The following is a 14,624-nucleotide window of genomic DNA, read 5'->3' on the forward strand; positions in this document are numbered from 1 at the left end:
TCCCCGCCCCGTATTGGAAATGACATAAGGGAGGGGAACAACGAGATGTCTGAAATCGTGCTGACCGGGGAGGTCAAGAGCAAGAAGAAGAAGAAGAGAGTGGACCCGGAAATTGGTGTCAGCCTGAGCTGGAAAACCCTGAAAGCCCAAAAACAGCTGATATTCATGTCGGTTCCAATTGCCATTTACTTAATCATCTTTTCATATGTCCCCGTCTGGGGATGGCTGATGGCTTTTCAAAACTATCGTCCGGCCCTGTCCTTCTGGAAGCAGGATTGGGTTGGACTGCAGCAGTTCCGTTTTCTGTTCCAGGACGATGCCTTCCTTGGGGTGCTGCGAAATACGATTGCCATGAGTTTCATCAACCTGGTTTTGGGTTTTGTAACGGCGATTGCCTTGGCACTGCTGCTGAACGAAATCAAGGTGCGGTTCTTTAAAAGGACGGTACAAACCATATCCTATCTGCCGCATTTTCTGTCATGGGTCATCGCGGCAGGCATTGTTGCGACTTCCTTATCTGTGGATGACGGCATCGTCAACACCGTGCTCATGAAGCTGCATCTGATTGATCAGCCCGTGATGTGGCTGAGTAAAGGGCACTATTTTTGGGGAATCGTCGGGCTGTCGAACGTTTGGAAAGAGGTTGGCTGGAATACGATTATCTATTTGGCTGCCATTACCTCGATCGATCCGTCCCTTTACGAAGCAGCTTCCATCGACGGTGCAGGCAGGTTTCATAAAATGAGGTATGTGACGCTCCCTGGGATCAAGTCCACTTTTATCATTCTGCTCATTATGAATATCGGGCATATCCTGGATGCAGGATTTGAGGTTCAGTATTTGCTGGGAAACGGCCTGGTCGTGGACTGGTCGCAAACGATTGATATTTTCGTGCTGAAGTACGGGATATCGATGGGGAATTATTCTCTTGCCACGGCAGCAGGCATATTTAAAACGATCGTGAGCGTCATACTCGTGCTTATTGCGAATTCCATCGCAAAGCGTCTTGGCGAAGAACGATTGGTATAGAGGAGGACGGGGAAATGAAAACAGAAGTCAAGAGTCAGTTTCGCCTGGAACCCGTCGTTTTCCATACGCTGAATACCCTGTTTATGCTGATTGTTGTCATTGTCACGCTGTACCCTTTTCTTCATACGATGGCGATTTCATTTAATGACGGAAGCGATTCACTGAAGGGGGGCGTGTACGTTTGGCCGCACACCTGGACCCTGCAAAATTATAAAGCGGTATTCGTATCGGGCACGATCTATCACGCCGCGTTCATTTCTGTGTCCCGTACCGTCATTTCGACCGTGCTCGGCGTATTTCTGACGACGATGCTGGCTTATACATTGGCCCAGCCTCACTATATTTTCCGCAAAAAAATAAGCATGCTGTTTATATTGACGATGTACTTCAACGCAGGCTTGATTCCCAACTATTTTTTGATCAAAGATCTGGGTTTGCGGAACAGCTTCTGGGTCTATATCCTGCCGGGTTTGGTCAGCGCATTTAACCTGATCGTGATCCGAACGTACATCAGGTCGCTCCCGGGGAGCCTGGTAGAATCCGCCAAAATTGACGGAGCCGGTGATTTCCGGATTTTCTGGCGGATCGTATTTCCGCTGTGTACGCCCGTCCTTGCGACCATTGCCTTGTTCATCGCCGTAGGCTCCTGGAATTCCTGGTTCGACACGTTCCTGTACGCTTCTTCTGAACAGAACCTCAGTTCACTCCAGTATGAAATGATGAAGCTGCTTGGATCGACCATGAGCACGAATAACGATCCGTCCATGATGGCAGGGGCTAATACGAACCAAACCCAGGCCATGGTAACGCCGGCGTCCATTCAGGCTGCAATCACGATCGTGACCGCGATGCCGATATTATTCGTTTATCCTTTTTTGCAAAGGTACTTTGTGGTAGGCTTGAACTTGGGAAGTGTCAAAGAATAAAAATTTTTCGGGTGCTCGTTTCAGACGAGAACAGTACCGTTCCGGCAGCCTGCCGGAACGGTTTCTCCTATTCCATGGGTGTATAATGAAGCAAATTCAATCGGTGGAGCGGTGATGCCAAATGCTTAAAGTCTTACTTGCCGACGACGAACCCTTGATGCTGGAAGGTCTGTGTTTTTTGGTCGACTGGACCGAATTGGGCTTTGAGATTTGTGGTACGGCTATGGATGGGGATGACGCCTTGCAGCTAATCCAAAGTCTCAATCCCGATTTGGTCATTACGGATGTTCGTATGCCCGTCATTGATGGATTAGAGCTGATTAAGCAGGTGCAGGGCGGGTCTCTCCAACCGAAATTTATTATTATAAGCGGATATGCTGATTTTCAATATGCCAAGACAGCCATTCAATATGGCGTTTGCAACTATCTGACCAAGCCTCTGGATGAGGGCGAGTTGGAATCGGCCGTGAAAAACATAGCTTCGGAGATCCGGTCCGAGCGGAAATCGGATGCGTGCCGCAGAGCCGAGACTGCCTATGTCCAAACAGAACTGCTCTCGCAGCTTCTCACAAGAGAATACGCTCCGCAAGAGCTGGAGCAGGCGGTTAGGCAGCTCCCCATCGGCGATGAATCGCGGATTCGCTGCATGCTCGTGTATGGAACTGCTTTGGAGCACGGAAATGTTCGCGGCTGTCAGCTGCTGGATCGGCTGAGCCGTCTGGCCGAACAGCAAATAGAGCATATTACCGTGCTTCCTTTCGTGATTGGGCAGGACAAGCACGGCTACGTATTGATATCCGGCCCCGACGGCCCGGAACTGACTCCCCTTCTTGTTACCCGGTTCATTCGATGTATTAGAAACGATTATCAGGAGAATGTCACCTTCTCGGTGAGCGATGAGCATAGAGGACCGTATTCCCTCAACACCATTTTCCAAGAAGCCGTTGCCGCTGGGGTTTCCCGTCTCGATAACCGTCATCAAGAGGTTTACTATTATGAGGAGGAGAATCTGGAACAGCAGCTCCTTCTTCCTTCTGCGTTTATGAAATCGCTCACAAAGGCGGTTGTGGAAGGCAGGGTGGATGAGCTGCCCGGTCGTGTGCACGAGTTTTTCGCCGTCATTTCGGGAGACCACGCTTCAAAACCGTGGATCAGCGCTTATGCAGCCAATATCAAGGTTGAACTCCTCTATGAAATCGGCAGAAGGGGAGGCAGCACAGCGGATTGGGAGAGGAGATGGTTTACTGGCTCACCGGCGTTGACGATGCAAAGCGACCTTGAACAACAAACCCTGACCGAGCTTCGCGAAGCGGCTGAGTGGTTTGCTGAAGAAGATGGGGTTCAGACGGATCAAAACATATCGAAAGCGATAGAATTCATCCGTGATCATTATCCCGAGAAACTGAAGCTGCAGGATATCGCCGAGGTTCTGCATGTCAATGCGGCCTATCTGGGACAGCGCTTCAAGAAGAAACTCGGCATTTCCTTTAACGAATATTATCATGCCGTGCGGATTGAAGAAGCTATGAAGCTTCTTCGGCGAACCGACTTGAACATTCGCGAGATTGCGGCTCGTGTCGGCTATGCCGATACCGATCAGTTTACGGCCAAATTTAAAGCCATCAACGGCATATCCCCTTCGGTTTATAAGAAGGGCTGAAAATATGATGCAGGAGACAGGTGCATGAACGTGAAGTGGAAGACCTCAGCTCTCATGGACGATATCCCTTTAAGATACAAGTTTTTAATCATCCTGCTCGGTGTGCTTATTCCGATCATCAGCATTAATACGCTGTTCTATTTGCAGACCAGCAAGAATGCCGAAACCCGTGAACAGGAAAATCTGCAAATTTCGGTAGAGCGGGCGGGCTATGATTTTATGCAAATGGTTAATGAATGCGTTGCCATCGGCAACACGGTAGCTGCGGACCGGACGTTAAATGAAATGCTGGATTATAACTATGCGGATTATGATGAGTACTATGAAAATTACGATAATGTATTAAGAGATCGGCTGCGTCAGTACAGTAACCTGCATTCCTATATTTTATGGCTTGGCGTATATACGACGAATCCGACCATTCAAAGCGGCAACAGCTATTTTGTCTTGCAAGACAGCGATAAGAACAGCGAGTGGTATCAAAAAATCGCCGGGAGCAAAGAAAAAGTGCTGCTCACTTCGTATTTGGATACGAACCCGATGTACCCGAATCAAAAGAAAGTATACATCAGCATCATTCGGAAAATGGACAATTACCCCGGACTATTAAAGCATACAAAGTATCTGCGGATCGATTTGAGATTGGACAGTCTGAAGGAATTGTTCGCCAAGGAACGGGATTATATGACATTAAAGCTGATCGATGACAAAAACAGAATCGTTTTGGCATCTGATCAGTCGCATGATGATGCGGGTGACAGTCAGCTGTTGAGCCTCCCTGTTGAGAGCGGAGCTTCCGGAGATGGAGCGATAAAGGATATTATCAGGCCATTAGGACCGGCAAATTACACACAGGGCTGGAATCTGGTCGGAACGCCCGAAAGGAAAGATATCAACGGTGAGCTTCGTCATATCCTTCGTTTTATCGTGATTTTGGCTCTGATCACCACGCTGATCCCGGCCATCTTATTTGTAGTCATTCTGCGTTCCTATAATCTAAGAGTAAAGCAGCTGTATAAGCATATGAAACTTGTGAATTACGAACGTTTTGAAACGATTCATATGTACGAAGGAAAAGACGAAATCGGCGGGCTCCTGCGGAGCTTTAACGTGATGACCGAAAAAATCCGCAATTTGATCAACGACGTCTACAAGCTGGAAATTCAGAAGAAGGATCTGGAGCTGGAACGGGTCAGGGCGGAATTGAACTATTTGCAAAGCCAGGTGGACCCCCACTTTTTATTTAATACATTAAATGCGGTGCTGGTCATCTGCAAAAAATACAAGTACGAGCAGGTGACCGATATTATTCGCAATCTGGCCCAGATCCTGCGCAGACTATTAAGCTGGAAAGATGACCTGGTGACGATTGAGGAGGAGGTGATGTTCATTGAAATGTACCTCCAGATCGAAAAGTTCCGGTTCCAGGACCGGTTTTCCTATGAGCTGGACGTTGATCCCGGCCTGATGAAGTACCGGATTCCTAAAATGAGCATCCAAGCGCTCGTGGAAAACTCTTGCAAGCATGGACTCCAATCGGTCAAAGGAGCACGGTTGATCCGGATCGGGATCCATCGGTCCTATGAGGACCTTATCATTACCGTTGAAGACAACGGGATCGGCATGAACAAGGACAAGCTGGATTGGATCAACCGCAATCTTCATTCGGACGATGACACCGGAAAAAATATCGGACTGCGCAACGTGTATAAGCGGCTGAAAGTGTACTACGACGGTCAAGCCAAGCTTGTCATTGAAAGCGATCCATATGTACGTACGGCGATCGTAATCCAAATCCCGTTGAACCAGGTTCATGCCCAAGCGGGAGGTGAAACTCATGTATAGCGTGCTTCTTGTTGATGACGAAGCGATTGCCCTCGAGGGGCTGAAGATGTTGAGCGATTGGGAAGGACTCGGTTTTCAAATCTGCGGAGCATGCGACGACGGCGAAGATGCCCTGTCTCTGATTATGGACACGCTGCCGGATTTGGTGGTCACCGATATTCGCATGCCGGGGATCGACGGACTGGAATTGATACGCCGAGTCCGTTCCATGGAACATTATGATCCGATCTTTATCGTTCTCAGCGGGTACAGCGACTTTGAATATGCCCGCACGGCTCTTCGGTACGGGGTGAGATTTTATATGCTCAAACCGGTCATTGAGCCTGAGTGGGATGCGATAATCGCGACGATTGTTAGTGAACTTGACGCCAAATCACGCACCAGGGAACAAGAGGAAGCCACCTCCAGACAAGTCTTGGCCATCGCCCTTTCCCGAATGCTTCGCGGAGAACTGACCGAAGTCGACGGGGATATTGCGCATTTGATGGATCAGATGAATCAGCAAGCCACCGGCTGGCGGTATATCCACATTGAAGGACTGACATGCGAAGGAACGGAAATTTGCCGGTCGCTGTCCCAGTCAGGGCATGCGTTATATGTAGATATGTACTGCAATCAAGCCGGTCTTATCGTAGATACTGCCCGTAATCCATTAGAGCTTGCGCGGCGCGTGTATGAAGAACTGCTGGAGCATGGCCTTGACTGCTCCGTATCCGTCGGTCCTCTGGTTCAAACCCTTCATGACTTGCCTGAGTCTTATATGAGGGCAGCCAAGGCTTCCCTTCAGCACTTCTTCCGTTCGGAGGAGGGAGGGGTGATTGACGGTGACCCGGATTCCTCGCATGAAATGAGTTACGTTCTTCCTCCGTCCCTTGTCCTGGATGAATTGCTCATCGCTGTTGAGAGATCACAGGAGCAGAAAGTTTGCGATATGCTCCATCAGTTGTTCGAGACATTTAAGGATAACAAGACTGCCCCTGAAGTGGCGTACATGGCAAGCATTCAAATTGTCATGAAAAGTATCGAGCTGCTCAGGGAATTCGGGGGGACCACGGATTTATGGCGGGATGTGTTCCATTTTTTAAAAACGAAGCCGGGTTCCGTTGCTGCGTTAAAGCAGTCGCTGCACGCGTTTTTAGAATTATGCATGGGAACCGTCAAGCACTACAAAGAAATGAATTCCGAGCATCCCTTGGTGCAAATCGAGCGTTACTTGCAAGAGAATTTCCATCAGAATCTGACGATCAAGAAGATCGCGGAACGATTTTTTATCAATCCGGTTTATTTAGGGCAGGCGTTTATCAAAAAGAACGGTGTCGGCATTCTGGAATACATCCACGATCTGCGGATTGCCGAAGCCAAAAGAAGATTGTGCGACACCGAAGAAACGGTGCGGGTGATCGCAGAGGATCTCGGATATGTCCACTATCACCATTTTTTAAGAGAATTCGAGAAGCGGACGGCTCTCAAACCTGTAGCTTACAGAAAATGGCATCAACCGGGAGGTCGGTTAGGTATTTCTGCCCCGTAAGCAGTAAACATCGGGTGGGTATGTAAAGAGATGCGGATTGAGTTTATCCGTCCGCTGCAGGGATAATGAAGTTTGATAAATCGAAACGCAAATTCCTAATCACAATGAAGAGGGGATTTCCATGACAGACCATCCAGTTGCATCCACGAACGAAGCTCGCGGCCCCGCGGCCCCGCGGGACCCCGAATACCGGCGTGAAGGTGATCAAGCTGCCGAAGACATGATCGATCCTCCGGTTGACTTTGAAGGGCAGTCCTACCGTGGCATGGTCGCCAAATCTCTTTTGAATCGAGGCAACAACAAGAGATTGAAAGCGGCCATCGAAAAAGCGAAGAGAGGGGAGCCGGTCACCATCGCCTACATCGGCGGCTCCATCACCCATGGAGCTGGGGCTATCCCGCTTCCTGCAAATTGTTATGCCTACAGGTCGTACGATCTTTTTAGGAAGCGGTTTGCCTCCTCCGAAGGCAGTCCGATCCGTCTGATCAAAGCGGGAGTAGGCGGGACGCCGTCAGAGCTGGGGATCGTACGTTATGATCGGGATGTGCTCCGGGACGGTACGGAGAATCCGGATATCGTGATCGTGGAGTTTGCCGTCAATGACGCCGGCGATGAGACGCGAGGCAATTGCTACGAAAGCTTGGTGCTCAAGGCGCTTGGCGGCGATAGCCGGCCTGCGGTGATCTTGCTGTTCAGCGTGTTCCTGAACGACTGGAATCTTCAGGATCGGCTGGCTCCGGTCGGGTGGCACTACGACCTTCCCATGGTCAGCATAAAGGATGCTGTCGTCGAGCAGTTCAGTTTGGCCAGGGACCAAGGAGGCGTCATCTCCAAAAGGCAGTTTTTCTATGATATCTATCATCCGACGAATAGCGGTCATCAGATCATGGCGGATTGCCTGGACTGGCTGTTCGAAGTCACGGACCGGTCTGCTCCTGATGAGGAGGATGTCCTGACCGATAAACCGCCGTTGATCGGCAACGATTACGTTCAGACCCGGCTTCTGGATCGCCAGAACGTTGACCGTATCGCTCAGATCGATACCGGTGGTTTTCGGGAGACCGATACCGATCTGCAGCTCGCGGAAATGGACGATCACGATTATGGCACGCCCCAGTTTCCTCATAACTGGATGCATACAGCCGGATCGGGAGAGGGCCATTTTACAATGACCATCAGGAGCAAGCGTCTCATTCTCGTATTTAAAGACTCGGGAAGCAGCGATTTCGGATCCGCGGAGATTCGGGTGGACGGAAAGCACAAGCTGACCGCTGATCCGCATGAAGTGAATTGGACGCACTGCAGCGCGGTTATTTTGTACGATGAGCCGGAATCAGGGCAGCATACCGTCGAGATCCGTATGGCGGCGGGCAGCGAACATAAACGGTTTACTATTCTGGGGTTTGGTTACGTGCTGTAAAGCTTGTTCGTACTTGATACAGTTCTATTTAATCATGTGAGTCATAACAGGGGAGGAAAAGAAATTGATAGAAACAGCGCCAACGGGCTTTGACCAATATAGGGAACATATCAGCCGCGGACAAATCGAACTTGTGGAATATTATTCAGAAACTGTCGGCTGTAACCGCAAAATGTTCATATACACCCCACCCGGGTACTCCGAACAACACAAGTATAACGTGCTCTTTCTCCTGCACGGAATAGGCGGGGATGAAGCCGAATGGAAGAATCACGGCAATATACAGGTCGTGCTCGATAATCTTTACGCCGACGGCAAGCTCGAGCCCATGATCGTCGTACTCCCTAATGGCCGCGCGATGCCGAACGACAGGGCGGAAGGAGACATATTCGACCCCGACAAGGTGAAAGCCTTCGAGACTTTCGAGTCCGATTTGCTTCATGATCTGATTCCTTTTATGGAATCGAAATACCCGGTATTCACAGGCAGAGAGAATTATAGTATCGCCGGTTTGTCCATGGGCGGAGGGCAGGCGCTGAATATCGGATTGAATCATCTCGACCGCTTTGCCTGGGTAGGAGCCTTTTCTCCGGCCCCGAATACCAAGGTCCCGGAACTGCTCGTACCGAATCCCGAAGAGGCAGCAAATCTGCTCAGACTGCTCTGGCTATCCTGCGGAGACCAGGATGACCTGAAGCATATCAGTGACCGGACGCACTCGTATTGGTCAGAGCACGGCGTTCCTCATGTCTGGTACGAGGAAAGCGGCGGTCACGATTGGCCGGTTTGGAAAAACGATCTGTACCATTTCTCGCAGCTGCTGTTTCGAGTTTAGCATCATGGATCAGGAAGAAACCTTTCCTTTACGGATAGGTTTCTTTTTTTTAGTTAAAGCAGGTCAGGTTCAGGAAGGCTGAAAAATGATGTTTAAAACTTACAAATGCCATTTAGATTATCTATGGTTGTTTGCCGGAAATCCATTTAACATGATCCGTGTGCTTGCAGTTCATCAGGAACCACCGGCATCGAAACCGATTCTTTCGGTCTCACGGAGGCATACGCGTGCAAGCTCATGTTTTGAAAGCGCTGTCCTATGAGACAGCGAAATCCAAAGGGGGGGGGGTATTTTATGAGGAAGCGTAAGTCAATGGTGCTGGTTTGGTGTTTGATTCTGATCCTGATGGCCTCTTGCAGCAGCGGTTCCGGAGGAGGCGCATCCAACACGGATTCAAGCGGCGGAAATGCCGCTGAGGAAAGCACGAATGCACCCGCGAAGCCGGACGAAAAAGAAGAGAGCGGTACTTCGGAAATGAATTTCGACATGGGTGGCCGGACGATCAAATGGGTATCTTGGTACGACGAATCGATCAAGGAAGATAATCCGGACAATATTAAAAAGAAGCAGAACCTCGACGAACTCATGAAGAAGCATAACTTTAAAATGGAATACGTTACGATCGACTATGGCGAGTACGTGAATAAAGTGACGTCATCGCTGCTCGCGGGAGAGCCGCTCGGCGACATCATCCGGATGGCCAGACCTTGGATGATTCCAACGCTCGTGAAGCAGGATTTATTCTCCCCGGTTGATGAATTCACAAAAAATCAGAACGTATTTATTCAGCAGTACACGAACGATTATTCGCAGTTTGAGGGCAGGGGCTATGGGTTCAGGGCAGGCATCAACGGTGCTTCATCAGGTATTTTTTATAATCGGACCTTGATGGAGAAACTGGGCGTTAAGCCGCTGCAGGAATACGTCAACGAAGACGACTGGAATTGGGAGACCTTCATCCAGGCAGCCAAAGAGGCGAACAAAGATACGAATAATGACGGTAAGCTGGACACCTGGGGGCTTGCTTCCGCTTCCATTTTAGTTCAGGCTCTGGCAGCCAACGACGCAAATATCGTGTCGGGAGATAAGCAAAACCTGGAGGATCCGAAAACGAAAGAAACCTTAAACTTCATATCCCAGCTCGCAACGGAAAACATCGCCAGACCGACCGAAGGCGGTGATTGGACCGAACCCGGCCAATTTTTCCGTCAAGGGAACACGCTGATGTATGCCGGGAGCGATTATGAGATGGATGGATTCAAAAAGGATATGCCTGATTTGGACATAGGCTTCCTGCCCTTCCCTAAAGGGCCCAGCGCGACAGAGTACCACTCCCATCTTACGATTCCGAATTACTTAACGATCCCGAAGGCGGTCGAACATCCCGAGCAATTGGTTTACATTTATGAAAAAATCAACGATATCGAGTCCATCTACGACTACCCGAAACAAGCTTCACTCGAAACGTTATTCAAGAACGAAGACGACATCAACAATGCAAAAATGGCAGGGGAAAGCATCAACGTCGTCGACGGCAAAGACGGGTATCCTTCCATGCCTTACTACGAGCTAGTCGGAGACATTATTGACGGAAATTCCGTTTCCACGGTCATTGGAAAATACAAAGAGCCGTTCCAGGCTTCGATTGATGAGGTTTGGAAAAAGTAGCGGTGATAGGTATCGTCCCCACGAAGAAAATATCCGAAGTGGGGACTCCTTATTCAAGGAGGTGCTTCTGCCCTGCCTGCTTCCTTGCAGCGGATGGAGAATAGCCCTTCATTTCCTTGAACAGCTTGCTGAAATAGTAAATATCGTCAATCCCGCACATTTCCGCCGCGTTCTTCACGGTAAAGTCACCGGATGACAGCATCATTTCGGCATTGTTGATGCGAATGCGTTTGATGTACTCCTTGAGTGTCGTACCGGTATTCTGCTTAAATAACCTGCCCAAATAGACGGGGCTCAGATGGAGCCATTCCGCCAATTCGGCGATCGAGAGATTTTCCGAGTAATGCTCTGAAATGTATTCCGTTAATTTCTTGATCCGCGGATCGATCGGCATGGGCGCTTTCCGGTAATAGTTGGTGAGCAGACGGTGGAGGATAAGCTCGAACAAAGCACGTGCCTGGATGTGGTAAAACGGCTGCTTGCTCATCCATACATGGTTGAATTCACGAATATACCCCAGAATCTCCTTGGTGATCACTTTCTTGGTGACGCCTTTAAACGGGAGATGGATATGATTATACGGTTCGGCCCAAAAAAAGTTGAACGGATACGAATGCATGAGGGACTCCTTGAACGTATGGGCTTCCCGGATGCTTCCCCCGGGGACGTAGATCATGTCACCTGCTTCTACTGTGAATTTTTCTCCATTAATATAGTAATTCGCCATGCCTTCAACCACAAACGTCAGATCGTGGAAGCCGATTTTCGCTTTCTGGATCGTCCACTCGGGAAAGCATCTACGGTCGATGAACAGAAAGATATTCGGAACAAGATGAGGATGATGCTCAATTTCCAAGTACACCGCCTCCTTTAAGCTAATCATAGATTTCGCTCCAGAAAATTCAAGAGAAAATCGAGATTGTATGAATCATCCATGATGAAGTATTTCATTTCAGTTCAACAAATGAAGGGGGTTTTGTCATGATTACATTAACTGGTTTCGCGGATGAGATTTCATCGGATTTGGAAGAACAGCTGGATGTCCTCGATTCGGAAAATATTCGGTATCTGGAGCTGCGGGGAGTCTGGGGGAAAAATGTATTGAATTTAACCGAAGCGGAAACGGTGAAGATTAAAGAACGGATGACCCGGCGGGGATTCGGCGTCTCTGCAATCGGCTCTCCTCTGGGAAAAATCAAGATCACCGAGGACTTTGATCCGCATTTTACGAAGGCCGAGCACGCCATACGATTGGCAGCGTTTTTTGAAGCGAAGTTTGTCCGCATCTTTTCGTTTTATATTCCGGAGGGAGAACATGAAAGATTCCGAGAGGAAGTATTCCGTCGTATGAAGCGGCTCGTTCAGCTGGCGAATGATGCCGGAATCGTACTGCTGCATGAGAATGAAAGCCACATTTACGGCGATACCGGAGAACGCTGCAAGGACATTTTGGAGGCCGTTTCGTCGCCCGGCATGAGAGCGGCCTTTGATCCCGCAAATTTTGTGCAATGCAGGGTACACCCCATGTCTGAGGCATACCCGCTGCTCGCCGGCTACATCTCTTATATTCATGTGAAGGACGCGCGGATGGACAATGGTTCAGTGGTTCCTGCCGGCGAGGGAGACGGCCAGCTGCGTCTGCTTCTCCAGCAATTGAAACAGACGGGATATTCCGGATTTATGTCTTTGGAACCGCACCTGCAAGCAACCGGAAAGCTCGCGGGGCTCAGCCAACCTGAACTATTCGTAGTAGCCGCGAAAGCAATTAAGAAACTGCTGGCCGAGCAGGAAATGAAGTGGAATTGACTGACGCAAAGTCCTACATTTATTGGGGGTATTTCTTTAGTTTATGAATAGGAAGGATCATAAAAACTGATTTAAAATAAATAGAGAAAATGTTTACGCTTTCACAAAAAAGTAAAAAACGGGTGAGCAAGTAAAAAGTTGCGGGTTGTGTGTGTGCGTACGCCATCAAGATAATAGTCTTGATACGCTTTAATGAATCTAATCGAAATGGGGTTGGCGCATTGCGTATTCCCAAATGGAGTGTAGTTGGTCTAGTCCTGACGGTCACGATGCCCTTGTCCATGCTGGCTTCGTGCGACCGGGTCGGGGTGTCTGACGGTGAGGAGGTAACAGGGAAGACCGATGGTCAGTACATCTACTCGGAACCCGGCCTGGAGAAGTATGATCCCCCGATTGAGCTCACTTTCGTGCGGGAGACGAGCGATGATTTGGACAACCTGATCAAAACGTTTCAGGGAGAAACGCTGGAAGATAACCGATGGACCCGGCTGTATGAACAAGTTCTGGGCATCCAGATCAAGTATGATTGGACAGCCAAAGGCACCCTCTATAACCAGAAGCTGGGCGTTGCGCTTGCCTCGGGAAACCTGCCTGATGTCGTGAGAGTCGATGCAGATCAGCTGCGTCAGCTGAGCAATGCAGGCCTGATTCAGGATTTGACCGAAGCCTATGAGAAATATGCGGCGCCGTTCACGAAGGAAATTTTGAGCCAGGAGGGGAGCGGGCCGTTTGAAGCGGCCACGGTAGACGGCAAATTGATGGGAATTCCCGAGACAAGCTCATCGATCGAGGGAGCACAGTATATTTGGATCCGGACGGATTGGCTGGACCGTCTCGGCTTACAGCCGCCACAAACGATGAATGACCTCCTGAACATTTCGAAAGCGTTTACAGAAAATGACCCCGACCGAAACGGAAAAAACGATACATTGGGGCTCCCGGTAACCCAATATTTATGGGATCCCGTGATGGGCTTGTCGGCATTTATGGCCGGTTACGACGCCTTCCCTAATATATGGATTCGCGATCCATCCGGCAAGCTCGTATACGGAGCCGTTCAACCTGAAGTCAAAACTGCGCTGAAAGTCCTTCAGGACATGTATCGGAACGGAGAAATTGACGAGGAATTTATGTTTAAAGACGGCATCAAGGCCAAAGCAGACCTTATCGCAGGTAAATACGGGATGATGTACGGCGAACAGTGGGGATCGTTTGTCGTGCAGGGCAATCATGAGCAGGATCCGGAAGCCAGATGGCAGGCTTTTCCCATTGTTTCGGCCACAGGGAAACCGGCGAAAGTGCCGCTCCGCTTCGCTACCCATCAATTTCTTGCCGTCCGTAAGGGAGTCCAGCATCCCGAGGCCATCGTCAAGCTGTTCAATTTGCATCTGGAAAAGAATTGGGGAGCGACGGCCGAGTACGAAATCTATTACAGCACCCCATATCCGGCTTGGCAGCTTTCTCCGGTTACTCCGTATCCTGCACTGAAGAATCTGGACGCCTACTACCAAATTGAAGAGGCACGCCGAACCGGAAACCCTAATGTGCTTAAGGATGAGGCAAGGTCGATTCAAAAGAACATCGAGGCTTATCTGACCCGTGGCAATCCGTCCGGCTGGGGCTGGGAACGAACCTATGGCCCGTCGGGAGCGTTTTCCATCCTTGACCGGTATAAAAGGAACAACCAGTTATTGTATGAGAGTTTTGTGGGCGCGCCAACCGATACGATGATCGAAAAACAATCGATTCTGGACTCTCTGACGATGGATACGTTCACTAACATTATACTTGGTCATCCCATCGATGAATTTGACCGTTTCGTCGAGGAATGGCATCGTCTGGGCGGTGATAAAATGACAGCCGAAGTCAATGAATGGTACTCGAACAAACAGAAAGATTAGTGC

General features: G+C 49.4%; 11 protein-coding genes. 10 read left to right on the forward strand and 1 reads right to left on the reverse strand.

What is annotated here, in order from left to right; genetic code table 11:
* The first annotated feature begins 45 nt into the window (after window positions 1-45).
* The 8 genes from BCV73_RS04055 (at window position 46) to BCV73_RS04090 (ending at window position 10,914) form a co-directional block, all read left to right on the forward strand.
* On the forward strand, window positions 46-1,029 hold the full coding sequence (locus BCV73_RS04055; protein ID WP_089546140.1) for an ABC transporter permease: 984 nt from the start codon (window positions 46-48) through the stop codon (window positions 1,027-1,029).
* 14 nt (window positions 1,030-1,043) lie between these two features.
* Window positions 1,044-1,955 carry a carbohydrate ABC transporter permease gene (locus BCV73_RS04060; RefSeq protein WP_076169204.1) on the forward strand — a complete coding sequence of 304 codons (912 nt, stop codon included), beginning with the start codon at window positions 1,044-1,046 and terminating at the stop codon, window positions 1,953-1,955.
* A 121-nt stretch (window positions 1,956-2,076) separates the two neighbouring features.
* Entirely contained in the window at window positions 2,077-3,615 is a 1,539-nt protein-coding gene (locus BCV73_RS04065; protein ID WP_089546142.1) for a response regulator, read from the forward strand.
* Between the two features lie 24 nt (window positions 3,616-3,639).
* Complete coding sequence (locus tag BCV73_RS04070; protein WP_089546143.1) at window positions 3,640-5,460, forward strand: sensor histidine kinase; 1,821 nt, start codon at window positions 3,640-3,642, stop codon at window positions 5,458-5,460.
* Complete coding sequence (locus tag BCV73_RS04075) at window positions 5,453-6,991, forward strand: response regulator transcription factor (RefSeq protein WP_179231878.1); 1,539 nt, start codon at window positions 5,453-5,455, stop codon at window positions 6,989-6,991. Before BCV73_RS04070 ends, BCV73_RS04075 begins: the two co-directional genes overlap by 8 nt.
* Window positions 6,992-7,112: 121 nt before the next feature.
* Window positions 7,113-8,411, forward strand: coding sequence for a GDSL-type esterase/lipase family protein (locus BCV73_RS04080; protein ID WP_089546147.1), 1,299 nt, complete (start codon window positions 7,113-7,115; stop codon window positions 8,409-8,411).
* Between the two features lie 64 nt (window positions 8,412-8,475).
* Window positions 8,476-9,246, forward strand: a complete 771-nt coding sequence (locus BCV73_RS04085; RefSeq protein ID WP_089546149.1) for an alpha/beta hydrolase — start codon at window positions 8,476-8,478, stop codon at window positions 9,244-9,246.
* A 294-nt stretch (window positions 9,247-9,540) separates the two neighbouring features.
* Window positions 9,541-10,914, forward strand: a complete 1,374-nt coding sequence (locus BCV73_RS04090) for an ABC transporter substrate-binding protein (protein WP_089546151.1) — start codon at window positions 9,541-9,543, stop codon at window positions 10,912-10,914.
* A gap of 49 nt (window positions 10,915-10,963) precedes the next feature.
* Here the strand turns inward: BCV73_RS04090 and BCV73_RS04095 are convergent, their stop codons facing one another.
* Window positions 10,964-11,797, reverse strand: a complete 834-nt coding sequence (locus BCV73_RS04095) for an AraC family transcriptional regulator (protein WP_256992733.1) — start codon at window positions 11,795-11,797, stop codon at window positions 10,964-10,966.
* A gap of 98 nt (window positions 11,798-11,895) precedes the next feature.
* On the opposite strand from BCV73_RS04095, the gene BCV73_RS04100 reads away from it, so the two are divergent.
* Window positions 11,896-12,720, forward strand: a complete 825-nt coding sequence (locus tag BCV73_RS04100) for a sugar phosphate isomerase/epimerase family protein (protein ID WP_089546153.1) — start codon at window positions 11,896-11,898, stop codon at window positions 12,718-12,720.
* A gap of 269 nt (window positions 12,721-12,989) precedes the next feature.
* Window positions 12,990-14,621, forward strand: coding sequence for an extracellular solute-binding protein (locus BCV73_RS04105; protein WP_179232124.1), 1,632 nt, complete (start codon window positions 12,990-12,992; stop codon window positions 14,619-14,621).
* Window positions 14,622-14,624: the final 3 nt, after the last annotated feature.

The sequence above is a fragment of the Paenibacillus sp. SSG-1 genome, from assembly GCF_002224835.1.
Lineage (GTDB): Bacteria > Bacillota > Bacilli > Paenibacillales > Paenibacillaceae > Paenibacillus_AQ > Paenibacillus_AQ favisporus.

Bases quoted from the DNA above. Each gene is read 5' to 3' on its own strand.
- BCV73_RS04090 (WP_089546151.1), top strand. From the start codon at position 9,541: ATGAGGAAGCGTAAGTCAATGGTGCTGGTTTGGTGTTTGATTCTGATC.
- BCV73_RS04060 (WP_076169204.1), top strand. From the start codon at position 1,044: ATGAAAACAGAAGTCAAGAGTCAGTTTCGCCTGGAACCCGTCGTTTTC.
- BCV73_RS04105 (WP_179232124.1), top strand. From the start codon at position 12,990: ATGCCCTTGTCCATGCTGGCTTCGTGCGACCGGGTCGGGGTGTCTGAC.
- BCV73_RS04095 (WP_256992733.1), bottom strand. From the start codon at position 11,797: ATGATTAGCTTAAAGGAGGCGGTGTACTTGGAAATTGAGCATCATCCT.
- BCV73_RS04100 (WP_089546153.1), top strand. From the start codon at position 11,896: ATGATTACATTAACTGGTTTCGCGGATGAGATTTCATCGGATTTGGAA.
- BCV73_RS04080 (WP_089546147.1), top strand. From the start codon at position 7,113: ATGACAGACCATCCAGTTGCATCCACGAACGAAGCTCGCGGCCCCGCG.
- BCV73_RS04075 (WP_179231878.1), top strand. From the start codon at position 5,453: ATGTATAGCGTGCTTCTTGTTGATGACGAAGCGATTGCCCTCGAGGGG.
- BCV73_RS04065 (WP_089546142.1), top strand. From the start codon at position 2,077: ATGCTTAAAGTCTTACTTGCCGACGACGAACCCTTGATGCTGGAAGGT.
- BCV73_RS04070 (WP_089546143.1), top strand. From the start codon at position 3,640: ATGAACGTGAAGTGGAAGACCTCAGCTCTCATGGACGATATCCCTTTA.
- BCV73_RS04055 (WP_089546140.1), top strand. From the start codon at position 46: ATGTCTGAAATCGTGCTGACCGGGGAGGTCAAGAGCAAGAAGAAGAAG.